Origin of the sequence: Winogradskyella rapida (assembly GCF_042675845.1) — a bacterium.
GTDB lineage: Bacteria > Bacteroidota > Bacteroidia > Flavobacteriales > Flavobacteriaceae > Winogradskyella > Winogradskyella rapida.
Window position 1 is genome coordinate 397,749 of sequence record NZ_JBHTKM010000017.1, and the last position, 14,490, is coordinate 412,238.

Here is a 14,490-nt window from a genome sequence, read left to right on the forward strand (position 1 = left end):
CCTATGTTACAGTCTAATCAAGAGTGGGTCGTAAAAGCAGATTGATCTATTGCTAAAAGCGCTTGAGGGAAGGCATAAAATTTTATAGTCTTATCCGTATCCGTAATTAAAGCTAAGGCGGCTTGGTAATGCACATTAAAGTTAAGACTAAAGACCTTGACAATTGGTCTATGTAATTCCATTTGAAGCTTTATATAATGAACACCATCTGTTACGGGCATAGTCTTAAAATCATCATTAACCCCTATTCCCATGGCTTTCACCAAAGCTTCTTTCCTAGTCCATGTTTTATAAAATGTTTCAAGAGCATCGGATGCTTTATTAATCCAATCCTTTTCTTCTTCTGTACAAACGGTTGGTATGATATCCTTATACTGAAATTGTTGATTTACGAATTCAACATCTACACCCAATTCACAATTTCCAATGGCCATTATGGCATAATCTTCAGAATGCGACACGTTAAAATGCAGCGCCGGATTCTGCGATAGAAACGGTTTATGATGCTTTCCTTTTCTAAAATTAATTTCTGAAACATTAAGGTTTGTTTCGTCTGAAATCAACAATTTAAGTAAGGCTCTACAAATAACAAACCTATTTTTATCTTTCTTAAAATGATAACGTTCAGCACGGTCTTGCTCTGTATTATTCAATAACGTCCATAAGTAGGACATCATAGGCTCATAAGTGGAAAGCTGAATTTTAAACACTTTTATATCTTCAAGTTCCACCTTAGTTTGGTCTTCACTATAATTAGGAAGCCTTATCGATTTACAATAGACTGTTGTCATAATCCTGATCTTTGATCTAATACCTCTTGAAGTCGTTTGGCATAAACTTCCACATTAGGAGTCTCAAACATATCCAAATGATTTCCAGGAATCATATGTCTTTGTACCCCTTGTTGTGCAAATTTACGCCATCCTAGATATTTAAAATCATGCGCAAAAAACACATTATCTTCAGCTTTAAACAAATCTACACTAATATCTTGGGGTTCCATAACGTATTTCATACACGCCAAAGAATGCATGCGATCCATTTTCAACGTCCGGTTATGTTGCAATTCAAATTGTTTTTCATGTCCTAATTTAAGTCTTAGATAAATCCCTTCTAAACTTAATTTCAACAATCGCATTCGGCGTTTAAAATTCTTAACACTGCTAAACATATTCAGGAAAACATAAGCTTTTTGTGCCCATCCATATAGAAAGGAAGCCACGCGTTTCTTCTTAGAATCCCTATAAAAATAACTCGGAAACACATAACTATCAAAACTAGCGAGCATGCTCACTTCCCGACCTTTTGCTTTTAATTGCTTGGCCATTTCAAAGGCTATAATTCCACCCATAGAAAACCCTGCGATGGCATAAGGCCCATTAGGATTATTAACCTCCATTTCTGAAATATAATGTGCCGCCATAGCCTCAATAGCCTCTAAGGGTTCTGTTTTTCCATCCAAACCCTTTGGTTGTAGGGCATAAACCGGCTGATCATCATCTAACAACTTGGCCAATTCATTAAACACGTAGATTCCGAAGTGGGCACCATGAATTATATACAGTGGGGTTTTAGTTCCTTCTGTTTTCAGCGGTACTAAAGAATTCCAAGATTGTTTCTTATCATCTTTATCTATAAAAGCAGCTAGTTTCTCAATGGTTGGATAAAGCATTAATGCCGAAAGCGGCAATTTCTTTCCCGTTTCTTTTTCTAAACGCGTTACCACTTTAATCGCTAAAATGGAATGCCCACCCAATTCGAAAAAATCGCTCGTAATATTTATGTCCGTTTTATTTAATACTTCAGACCAAATCGAACTTACTAATTTTTCAGTAGCGGTTTGCGCCGTTTTAACTTCTGAATTTGAGACGGTCTTGGTAGAGGTCTGCAGCAGGGCTTTACGATCTATTTTCCCATTTAAGGTTGTTGGAAATTTGGTAATCAACCGGAATTCATGCGGAATCATAGGCGTTGGCAGTCCTTCTGCCAACTGTTGCTTCCATTTCTTTATTTGATACTTGGGCAGCTCGTCAATCTCATGAGACACAAAATACGTAACTAAAAGATCGTCTTCAACCACAACGACGGAACGTTCAATTCCTTCAAGATTTTCTAAAGCCTGTTCAATTTCTTCCAGTTCAATACGATGGCCTCTAATTTTCACTTGTTGATCTATGCGACCTAAACACATTAACTCTCCATTTGGTAATAATTGTCCTAAATCCCCTGTTCTGTAGAGTTTGGAGTCACTCTCCGTTTCAAATGAAGCGGTTATAAATTTTTCTTGTGTTAAATCTGCGCGTTTCCAATAGCCTTTAGACACTCCATCTCCACCAATCACGAGCTCTCCTGTTTGACCAGGTCCCATTAGCATGCCTTGGGCATTTACAATATAAAATTGCGTATTGGCAATAGGATGACCAATGGTAATTTGCGTATCTGTACTTAAAATTTGTTTGGTAGACGACCAAATAGTGGTTTCTGTGGGTCCATACATATTCCAAAGTTCATTAACCTTCGGAATTAACTTTTTTGCTAAACTCAATGGTAAGGGCTCTCCTCCACACAATGCTCTAATTGGTAAAGGCTGATTCCACCCCACGTCTAACAGCATCTGCCAGGTTGTAGGTGTGGCCTGCACCATCGTGATCTTTTCTTTTTTTAAGGCCTCTAATAAAACCCGACCATCTTTAACCATAAGCTCATCGGCTAAAACTAAAGTTGCTCCGGTTAATAAAGGAAGAAACAATTCTAAACCTGCAATATCGAAGGACACCGTCGTTATAGAAAGCAAACGATCGGCTTCTTGCATCCCAGGTTCGGTCATCATACTGAAAAGAAAATTCACTAAATTTTTATGGGTTACGACCACCCCTTTAGGTTTTCCTGTAGAGCCCGAGGTATACAGCATATAAGCGTTGCTCTGAACATCAATTGCAACATTTACAGGTGCCGCAGAAAAATTAGCGCCTTCTGCCAAAATCTCGTTTAAGATTAAAACCGTCGTCTCCGTTTCTAAACGAGACGCCAAGGCTGTGGTGGTGATTAAAAATGGAGCTTCAGAGTCGTGCAACATATAATTTAAACGCTGAATGGGATAACTTGGATCTAATGGAATATAAGCTGCGCCACATAGCAAGAGTGCTTTTAGGGTTACCATTAATTCCATAGAACGCGGTAAACAAACCCCAACAAAATCACCTGGCGCAATCCCTTTTGACCTTAAGCAATGTGCGAGTTGCTGACTTTGTTCTTCCAAATCCTTATACGTGATTTCGGTATCTGAAAATTTTAGAGCGACTTTAGCGCTATAGTTCTGCGCTTGCTGGGTTAGCAACTCATGTAAGGGCAGATTAGAATAGGCTGCTGTCGTCGCATTAAGTGTTTTATAATTGGTGTCATCCGTTTTAATAATCTCTGAAATAGCACGCTCCGGATTTTCTACAATGTTCTCTATGATATCCTCTAGAGCACTCATCATCTTTTTAATGGTCGATGCTTTAAAAAGAGAGGCGTTATATTGCCATTCTAAAACAAAATCATCTTCCGAACCACTGGCATTTAGAAATATTTCAAAAGCTTCATACGTTCTAGGATTAGCCTTTAATTTAAACGTCAAATCTTTAAAAAACACAAGATTACTCATCCCCATATCAATATTAAAAACCACAGGGACTAGTGGAATACGAGAAGGATCTCTAGCTATGGGTAATTTTTGAAGGAGTTGACCAAAACTTAATTGTTGATGATCATAGGCATCAAACATTAGAGATTTCCGATGTTTTAAATAGGCATTAAATGGCTGATCTAAAACCACTTTACTTCGTAATGGCAGTAAATTTACACAATGCCCAACAAGTTGTGTTTTTCCGGTTACGGCTTGGCCGGCTGCAGGCAATCCTAAAACAATATCATTCTGTCCTGTTTGCTGACATAGAAGCAATTCAAAAGCCGTCATTAACGTTGTTACAAAACTACTCCCAACCCGTACACCTGCTTTTTTCAGCTTAGCTAACAAGGCACTATCTAGAGGAAAATCTAAACGATCACTTTTATAATTACGCACCTCTGGTCTTGGGAAATCCGTTGGTAGATTGAGCTCAGGCACATTAGGCTGATACTGATTGAGCCAAAATTGTTCGGTTTCACGAAATGCATCACTTACTAAATAGTTTTGATGTTCGTCTGCAAAGTCACTGAACGGGATAGCCTCTGGAATTTCAAAATTCTCATGAGAACTATTTGAAGAATACAGCAACCCTAATTCTTCAATCATAATACCCGTGGACCAACCATCACAGATAATATGGTGTGCGGTTAATACCAATTGGTATTCATGTTGATTTAATCTTAGTAATCCTGCTCTCAATAATGGTCCCTTAACCAGATCAAAAACCTTATTGGCATCGGCTAAGATATACTGTGCAACGTCATCCTTTTTTTCGGAATCACTGCGTTGAGTAAGGTCCACAACCTCTAAAGGAACAGGAACCTCTTCTAAGATCGTCATAAAGCGTCCATCCGTACTAAAAATAGCACGCAAAGCTTCGTGCCTTTGAACCAGCTGTTGTAGCGCCTTCTCTAAGGCTGTTACCTCTAAATCACCTTTTAAAATAACAGAAACAGACTCGTTATACGACCTATTAGCGTCCTCTCCACCTAACCTACACCCAATCCAAATTTCGGCTTGCGATTGGGTAGCGTAAATGACCTTTTCAACTTTTGGTCCATCAAAAGGGTTGAAAGTGTTCTTATTTTTAGTATCAGTTGGTTGCAAAATCATTTCTATAAAACGGTTTGGGCGTGTGATTAAAAATTGTCTTTCTTATAATTCTATACGAAGAAATTCTCCGTCATTCTCTCCATCCTTAACAAACCATGCCGGATTCCCTTCAGCATCAATTCCTAAACGGGCATTAGAAACGGGTGGCTTATTCAATTCTTTTGTGGAATACTTTGTAGCATCATCTTGAGTACGCTCATGACCATTTAACTTGGTCTGCAGAATCCCAACAGCAACTAGCGCTTCAACGCTTAAAATGATATTCTTAATTAATTGATCTATATCCTCCTCAGAAAAAGCTTCCGTCATATAGCAAGGGAAACCATCCCAGATATGGAACCCTTTTTCTCGCATTAAAACAAAGACGAGTTCTGAATACGGAATCTCTTCTAAAAATTTAAGGCGCCATAAAGAACGGTAATAGGTGATTTCTATCGGAAGGCCATGTTTTTTGAAGTATTGATTCAACTCATTGGCTAAGCGTTCTGTTTTGGCTGATAGACCATTTTGAAGCGCAATGCCTTTATTTTTAAAGTGATTTAAGGACGCTTTTGCAGCAGCTAAAGCTAGAGGGTGACGTACAAAAGTCCCTGCAAAATAAGTCACTCCTATTTCTGGGAAAGAATCGTCGCCAAATTTCCAGAACCCACCATCTAGGGCATCCATATACTTTCTTTTCCCACATATTGCCCCAATAGACATGCCGCCGCCAATCACTTTTCCGTAAGTCGCGACATCCGCTTTTATCCCAAATATGGCTTGTGCGCCACCAGGATGCATTCTAAATCCGGTAATAATTTCATCAAAAATAAGAACCGTTTCCGAGGCTGCAGTGACTTCCCTTACCTCCTTTAAGAATTCAATCGGTTGAAATTCTGGTCTACGACTCTGAACAGGCTCTACAAGTACCGCTGCAATTTCATGAGCCCGTTCTTTAATTATGGCTAAACTTTCTTCAGTACCATAATCTAAGATTAACATATTCTGAACAGCCCCTGGCATAATCCCTGGAGCAGCAGGAAATGTTCTTAATTTTTTTGATCCTCTCACAATAACCTCATCATTAATTCCATGATAAGAACTAGAAAAGGCGACAATTAATGAACGACCAGTTACCGTTCTTGCAATACGCATAGCGCCTAATACGGCCTCTGACCCCGTGTTACATAAAGCCGCTCGATCATGACCTGTAAATTCACAAAGCAATTCACACACCTCTCCCGCTAATGGATGTTGCGGTCCAACCTCAAAACCTTGCTCTATTTGATGGTGTAACGCTTCTTTTATAAAATCGGGTTGATGACCAAATAAACAGGCTCCAAAGCCATTTAAAGCATCTATATATTCATTACCGTCCAAATCCCATAGGCGATTCCCGGACGATTTTTCAATCACCAACGGATAAACCAATTCTTTAGTTAAAGGTTTAAAACCAGACACCACTCTTGGGTCTGCCATTTTAGAACGATGGTGTTGCGCATACGCTTTACTCTTAGCCGTTTTCGTATTATAACGCATTGTTAAGTCCTTTAAGAACGCGCTTTGCGCATCACTTAAACCAATGGCTTGTTTATCGATTTTAGGCGAAGCACCAAAGGGTTTTTGATGCGCTTTCTTTTCTTCTTCTGTTCTTATATCCACATTAGTATTCACTAAAGGTGATACGGTTTTGCTTGACCTTTGCTCTTCAACTTTTGGAGGATTTGAAACCACTGGTGCAGGCGGAGCAATAGGCATTCCACCTCCTTGAAGTAATTGCAATTGTTGCCCTAAAAGCTGTAATTGTTGTGCAATAAGATGCAATGCCGGATTCTCACCGCCTTGAGGAACGACATAGGGATTCTGCGCCGTATTGCCCATAGGCGCTGATTGTGGCATCGGTGCTTGCTGCTGTTGCTGCACGGGTTGTTGTTGTTGTTGTTGTTGTTGTTGTTGTTGTTGAACAGGTGCAAAAGCTTCCGATGGTAATACCGCATCTAAATGCTCAGCCAACAAATTAGGTGACCCAAATTCATCATTAAGCTGTCTGAACGTTATAGGTACATTAAATTCATTTTTACAGGTAATAGCCATTTGCGTTAGTACTAAGGAATCAAGACCAAGTTCTAAAAAACTATGATTTGCTTCATTTTCTTCAATTTCAATTCCTGAGTTATCTTCAATGATCTCTGCTATTTTTTTAAGAAGTAAAGGTTTTCTCATAATCGTAGTATTGCTATTCGGTTGGGGTACATTAATGCTGTTGACTTCAATTTCAATAGGATTTATAACCGTATTTATCGTTGTTGCGGCCTCAACCACAGATTCTGCTACCGGTGGTTCTACCCAGCACGGTTTACGATCAAACACATAAGAAGGCAGCCAAACTTTTTGTCGTTCTTGATCCTTATAAAAAGATTTCCAATCGGGCTCTAAACCATTCAACCATAAATCGCCAAGGGCGGATAAGACGGTGTGATAGGCATTTTTGCCATCTTTAGGAACCGTTAAACTTGAAATAGAGGCTAATGATTTAAGTCCTTTCTTTTGCATTGACAAGGTTGTTAATGCACGACCAGGACCAACCTCTAGTAAAACAGGATCTTCCAATCCTAAAACCGTTTCCATAGCACCAGAAAAATTGACCGCTTCTCTCAAATGATTGGTCCAATAGGTAGAACTGGTTGCTTCTGCATCGGTAAGCCAATCTCCTGTGACTGTAGACACAACCGGCAAACGCGGCACATTTAGAGTCACTTTTTTAACTTCGTCTTCAAAAGCTCCCAAAACCGGATCCATCATTGTAGAATGAAAGGCATGACTCGTTAATAACAACATATTGGCAATACCCTTGTCATTTAGGGTTTTTGAAAACGCTTCGATGGCTTGATCGGGACCTGAAATCACCACTAAGCGATCAGAATTTATCGCTGCAATTGATAAGGTCTCAGGAATACTACCATTGAGACTTTCAATATTTGCACGTACCGATAACATACTTCCTCCAGGCAATGCACTCACTAATTTTCCACGAACGCTGATTAAATGCAAAGCGTCTTCTAATGAAAATACACCTGCTAAATGAGCGGCTACAAACTCCCCAATACTATGTCCGCAAAGTAAAGTCGGTTTTATTCCCCAACTCATCCAAAGTTGAGAAAGGGCATATTCTATTACAAATAAAGCCGGTTGGGTAAATTGGGTATCTTTTAATTGTAATTCGGCATCACTGCTATTAACCTCTGGATATATAATTGTTCTTAGGTCTAATTTTAATTCCGGTTTAAGTAACTCAGCACAATGATCTACAGCAGCTTTAAAAACAGTTTCGTTATCATAAAGCGCCTTCCCCATTTGTAAGTATTGCGAACCTTGCCCAGGAAATAGAAATGCCACCTCGCCAGGACTCACTTTTAAGCTATTGCTCTTAACAGCCTTAGATGCCTCAGAGCTTAATAATTCACTCGTTTCCGTAGCCTCACTAACTACAGCAAAACTACGATGCTGAAAAACTTCTCTTGTTTTATGTAACGAATAAGCAATATCTGCGCGTACGGTTTCGGGATTGTTTTGTATAAAATCTCCTAAAGCCTTTTGGTAGCCTTTTTGACTATTTTCTGATTTAGCCGACCATGTAAGGAGTTGTAATGGTCGTCCTATGTCAGATTTTTTTTCTTGGTTTTGGTAGTCTTCTAAAACAATATGAACGTTTGTACCACCAACGCCAAACGAGCTCACTCCTGCAATTCTAGACGAATCTGAAGTCCAATCTCTTAATTTATTATTGACATAAAATGGGCTATTTTCAAAATCTATGGAAGGATTCGGTGTTTCAAACCCTAAGGACGCCGGAATCTGACGATACTTCATAGCTAAAACTGTCTTAATAACACCGGCTACACCTGCTGCTGCTGTGAGGTGCCCTATATTACTCTTAACAGATCCTACAGCACAATATCCTTTAGTGTCTTGATCTCCAAAAGCCAAACGCAGACCTTCAATTTCAATAGGATCTCCTAAAGGAGTAGCGGTTCCGTGAGCTTCTATATAACTGACTTGCGAAGGTTTAATCCCTGCGTCTAATTGCGCACTCTTTATCGCTCCCGCTTGCCCCTCAACACTAGGTGCTGTAAAACTTCCTTTAGCACTTCCATCGTTATTAATACCGATACCTTTTATAACCCCGTGGATAATATCTCCATCGCGTTCAGCATCCTCTAAACTTTTTAGAAGAACCACACCAGCGCCATCACAGAACATGGTTCCGGTCCCCTTGGCATCAAAAGATCTACATTGTCCATTAGAACTCAACATAGAACCTTCTTGGTATAAATGACCACTATACATGGGCGATGTTACGCTAGACCCTCCCGCTAAAGCCATATCACATTGTCCATTCCGAATAGCTTCCACAGCCTGCGCTATAGCAAGTGAAGACGTCGAACATGCAGAATGTACGCTAACCGCAGGGCCTTTTAAATTTAAATGGTAAGCCGTACGTGTTGCGATGTAGTCTTTATCATTAGTGGTATTCGCCTGAACTTCCCCAATTTGACTCATTAATTTTTTGTTGGGAAACACATTATGTAAAAAATAGGTATTGGTATAGACCCCTGCAAACACTCCTATTTTACCATCATAAAGACTTGGCAAATAGCCTGATTGCTCTAAGGCTTCCCGCGCTATTTCTAAAAATAAACGCTGTTGCGGATCCATGGCCGAGGCCAACTTTGGGTTGAGTCCGAAAAACTTCGCATCAAATGTTCTTGCCGAAGGCACAATACCTCTAGCGCCAACATAAAGCGGATTATTACGAATCGATTCTGGAATACTTTTATCTAATTCTTCTGGTGTAAAAAATGAAATAGTTTCTTTGCCTTCTCTTAACACCTCCCATAATTCTTGGATGGAAGAAGCCCCTGGAAATCTTCCTGCCATGCCCACAATTGCAATATCAGTATTTGTTCGTCTTTTGTGTTTGGGTTTAGCTTCTGAAAAGGCCGTTTTATTCTGATCTCTATCAAAAAAATTAGCAAGTCCAAAAATCGTAGGGTATTGATAGATTTTAGTTACCGGAACCTTCACTTTTAGGCTTTCCGCAATTAAACTAGCTACTTTTTGCGTTAGGAGTGAATTCCCTCCCATTTCAAAAAAGTTATCATCAATACCGATCTGTGGAATATGTAAGGCTTTGCTCCAAATCTCTGCAATACGCTTTTCTGTAGTTGTCCTAGGCTTTCTTAAAAGTGGCGCATTAGACGGTCGTTGAAACTCAGGAACCGGAAGATTTTTTTTATCAATTTTACCGTTTGTTGTGGTCGGAAACTCATCAACCCACATTATTAATGAAGGGATCATATAAGCCGGAAGAATCTCGGAAAGTTGCTGACGTATGCTATTGGCATCCTTGTCCGTATGTTCAGACTCTATATAAGCCACAAGCTTGGCCTCATCAAAATTATGACTAGAAATTACACAAGCTCTTTTTATATTGGGAAGCGTGAGCATAGCCGCTTCAATTTCACCTAACTCAACGCGGTACCCTCCTATTTTAACTTGGTCGTCTTTTCGGCCTATAAACTCTATATTTCCATCTGGAAGCCATTTGGCCAAATCTCCAGTTTTATACATCAGGCTGTTTTCCTCAAACGGATTCGCGATAAAACTTTTAGCAGACAGTTCTGGTAAATTCAAATACCCTTTAGCAAGAGCATTTCCAGATAAATACAAATCACCGATCTCACCGATGGGCACTAATTTTAAATCTTCAGAAAGAATGTAGGTTTTTGTATTAGGTATTGGCCTTCCTATGGGTAACAAATTACCATAATTATCTTTTGGGTCGTACTTATATAATAGAGAGGTTACAGTGGTTTCCGTAAGACCATAAGCATTATAAAAGTCGCATATTTCACTTAAGCGTTGCGCTAATTTAATGGAACAGGTTTCACCCCCCGCAACAATTCTTCTAAGTGTTCTTATTTGTGATAAGTCGGCAATTGTTTCAAGATAACTAGGAGTACTATTAAGGTGCGTTATGGCATTTTTCTCAATAAAATCTAGAATTGTATAATCTTTAATGGTTTGCTTATCTACAATAATCGTGGTGGCGCCATTCAGTATGGCTAAAAAGATTTGTTCTATAGACGCGTCAAAAAAATAATTAGAAAACTGTAATATTCTATCGGTACTATCTAAGCCGTAATTTTTAGTCTGAAAGGTGATTAGGTTAACGACAGATCTATGTTTAATCATCACACCTTTTGGATTCCCCGTCGTCCCAGAGGTGTACATAATATAGGCGAGATCATCAGGTGTATTGCCAATATTTAAAAGTGGAGTGTCATCGTAGTCTGCTATAGAATTTCTAAACGTTGTAAGTATTGAATCATCAATAGTGAATTTACAACTACTATCGGTTTTAATAAAGGTTTTACGAACAGCTGGAGCTTCAATATCAATAGGCACATACGTGGCACCTGCCTTTAAGATTCCTAATATGCTTATTATAATCCATTCGCTTCGCTCTATCATGAGGCCAACAAAATCGTTTAATTCTATAGAATGCTTAGCAATTAAATATTTTGCGAATTGATTTGAAACCGCATCCAATGTTTGATAGCTGATTTCCTTGCCTTCAAAAATGACAGCGCTATTATCAGGAGTTTTTTTTGCCTGATTTGAAAATAAATCTACAATTGTTTTATCGTTAGGAAATTCAGCGTTAGTCTTATTAAATTCCCCTAATGAAGCAAGTATCTCTGGTTGGGTTAAATCCATAGTATGACATTATAATGTATAAAGAATTAGGCATTTAGCGTGTTCTTTAATTCAATTTGTATTAAATAGAGAATATTATGAGGGGTAGACTAAAGTTAGTACTAATATTCATTTAAGTAAAAACTATTAGTCATAACACATTTTTCTCTGTTAAATAACACCACACATATGTCCTGCAAAGTGATTTTTTTTCACAAACCTGTTTTTGATGCTGAATTTCATTAATCGACTGACTTATAACGACCTAATATCTACGTTTGTTTAGGCTGATTTAACAAAACAGAATATTGGTTATTTTACGTCTGAACATCGCCGGTATGCTGCAGGTAAACTCCTCGGGTTTGAGATAAATTAAGGGAAAATGAAAGAAGATTTTATACTAAGTATACCTTTAGACGTACACTTTTTGAACAAACTTAGAACTTAACAATCGCGCTACTGCGATATAGTTTAATCTGAATTTTATTTTATCACCGACTTTATACTTTGTGGTATTCGCTTTGGTCTTGTTATCACCTACATCAATAACCACCATATCCGAAGTGGCCCCTACAAATTGAAAGGTATCTTCAGCTTGCAAATCGGCTCTATCAACATCTAATAAGCCGAAGTCTAAAATTGCTTTATAAGATTTAAGCGTCTTATGATTGTTACAAGGTTTTATAGCAGATCCATGACTATCCTCTGCTGTATGACCTCCTGGCAGGATCTCTTTTTCTATAAGCTCAATGATATTTGCATAAAATTCAAAGGTATCTTTATGTAAGCCTTTAAATTTCTTACCTTCTAAAGGACAGATCCCTAAAAATGCAGCTTCACCGACCCTAAAGTGATTGATTGCTTTGGGCACTAAATCGGCTTCTAATAATGGAAGTGTTATAGACGTTCCTCCCGATATAAATTTCAGGTTTTTATTGCATTTTGAAGCCACAAGCTCTTTACTTCGATCTAATTGCATTAACTTATTATAGCTTGGCTCTACCCCAAACATACATCCTAAATTTGAACCAATGCCAATAACTTCGATATGCGATAAGTCAGCAACCTGTTGATAAAACGCTTCTACATCGTCATTGCTAATCCCTTCACGCAACTCCCCTAACTCTATCATTATAATTATTTTATGAATGATATTTTTTTTCTGGGCAGACGCATTTAATGCGGTAATGGTAGCAACGGAAGTGTTTAAGGAAATATCTGCATAGGCGATAACCTCATCGATATGGGTTAATGCAGGAGGATTGATATAAATGGTTTCTAAACTGGGATAGACTGCTTTTAGTTTTTTTAGACTCTCTAGTTTAGAATCACTAACCGACTTTATATTTTCAATAAGATCCTTAGTTAAAATGGTTTTAATAAATGTGTCATCTCCGGAAAACACTTTGGTCACCAAACTCCATTCAATATTATGCGTTTTAAAATAATCATTTAAAAACTTAATATTGTCTTTTATTTTTTCGGAATGTATAATTAACTCTGCCATTGCAATGTGTTTTTATCTAAAAATTGAAAAGCATTACTTATTTAATACATAAGCGACTTCAGCATTTTAGATGCCACAACTTTTATTTTTCTAATCGCATTTCTAAATACTTATTGGTAAATCCTAACTTTTCATAGAGCATTTTAGCAGGATTATCTTTTTCGCAATGCAAGGCTATACTCCCTTCACAATTACGAATTGCATACTCCATTAATTTTTGTCCGAAGCCTTTTCTTCTATGGTCTTTATGGGTTGCGATATAGACCAAAATATTCTCTGGAATATATTCATCCATTCCGGTTTTATTAATCACTACAGCGCCTACAATCTTTTCGTCCTCTTCCATTACAAAGACATATCCTCCTAAACTGGGACGATCTTTTACCGCATAGTCAATGGCCTTTTTTATGGCCGTTATAGGGTCACCGTATTTTTCGAGATGGGTAAATATAAAATCTGCAACACGCTCCCTTTCGGAGGCGTTTATTTTGTTTAAAGCGTCATATGTGGTTGTCTTCATTTTCTAATTATTAGGTTAGTTTTTAACAACTTTTAAAACCTTTTCATTCAAATTGCTATTCTGAAAATTAGGCTTAAAAGTTTTTCGCCCCTACAATTCTTATCTTGTAAGGGTGTCCAGCTTCATTTTTTGCATCTGAATACCAAACATTGAATTTCTCATCTTTAAAAAGCTTTTCGTAATTATGAGAAAACGACCCTTCTACACCATAGACTTTAGAATTTGGAGACGTTTCATAATTATGTGCTGCATCTGTGGGTTCTATAGCAAAGAATATAATAGATCCTAAAGCATTTAGTTTTTCGAAAAATGCGGTTAATTGTTGTTGTGTAAAATATTCTAAAACTCCTCTAAAGGTTAAGAATACATAATTACCTTGCTGCTGCTGTTCTAGCCAATCGAGAACATCACCTCCAACAAATTTCAGCTTAGGATTATCTTTGTAATTTATTTGGTTAATTTTGGTTTGTTCCTTACTAAGATCAATGCCAATAAAGTCTTTTACACTAGGAAAAGTGGTTGATAAATAATTTAAAACACTCCCATTACCTGTCCCGATCTCTACCAGTTTATCAAATGCCAAAGGCGCATTTAATATTTCAGCATTAAGAACCTCGAGTGTAGCCTTATACGCTGGCAAGTGAACATTTTTCAAATTAGCTTCTGTATTGTTTACAAAATCATCGCCTTGTTTGGCCCAGTAGGTTTTATGCAGTTGCGCTAACTGCTCGTAGTCTTCATTTTTTTCGATGTTATTAAGAATAGCTCTTCGCATTAAACGCTCTGATAAACTTAAATTATCGCCCAATACTAAAGTTAATCCTTTTTCGGACAACTGTTTTACTTTTTGAGGACGTAAAGCCACGAGCATACGCCCTACAGTATTTGTAAGAAACCCCACGAAAACAGACCTAATTTTTCCTTTCATCTTAAATTAATATT

At 38.0% G+C, this 14,490-nt stretch carries 6 protein-coding genes; all 6 read right to left on the minus strand.

The features are described from left to right. Window positions 1–17 precede the first annotated feature (17 nt). On the minus strand, window positions 18–791 hold the full coding sequence (locus ACFQ13_RS05555) for a 4'-phosphopantetheinyl transferase family protein (protein WP_386114967.1): 774 nt from the start codon (window positions 789–791) through the stop codon (window positions 18–20). Continuing rightward, a complete protein-coding gene (locus tag ACFQ13_RS05560) occupies window positions 788–4,783 on the minus strand; it encodes a non-ribosomal peptide synthetase (protein ID WP_386114969.1) in 3,996 nt (1,331 codons plus the stop codon). The genes ACFQ13_RS05555 and ACFQ13_RS05560 overlap by 4 nt, the downstream gene beginning before the upstream one ends. Window positions 4,784–4,825: 42 nt before the next feature. Beyond that, a complete protein-coding gene (locus ACFQ13_RS05565) occupies window positions 4,826–11,542 on the minus strand; it encodes an amino acid adenylation domain-containing protein (RefSeq protein WP_386114971.1) in 6,717 nt (2,238 codons plus the stop codon). Between the two features lie 391 nt (window positions 11,543–11,933). Then, window positions 11,934–13,028, minus strand: coding sequence for an alanine racemase (locus ACFQ13_RS05570; RefSeq protein WP_386114973.1), 1,095 nt, complete (start codon window positions 13,026–13,028; stop codon window positions 11,934–11,936). 82 nt (window positions 13,029–13,110) lie between these two features. Beyond that, a complete protein-coding gene (locus ACFQ13_RS05575; RefSeq protein ID WP_114309211.1) occupies window positions 13,111–13,548 on the minus strand; it encodes a GNAT family N-acetyltransferase in 438 nt (145 codons plus the stop codon). 73 nt (window positions 13,549–13,621) lie between these two features. Then, on the minus strand, window positions 13,622–14,476 hold the full coding sequence (locus ACFQ13_RS05580; RefSeq protein ID WP_386114976.1) for a methyltransferase domain-containing protein: 855 nt from the start codon (window positions 14,474–14,476) through the stop codon (window positions 13,622–13,624). Between the last annotated feature and the right edge of the window lie 14 nt (window positions 14,477–14,490).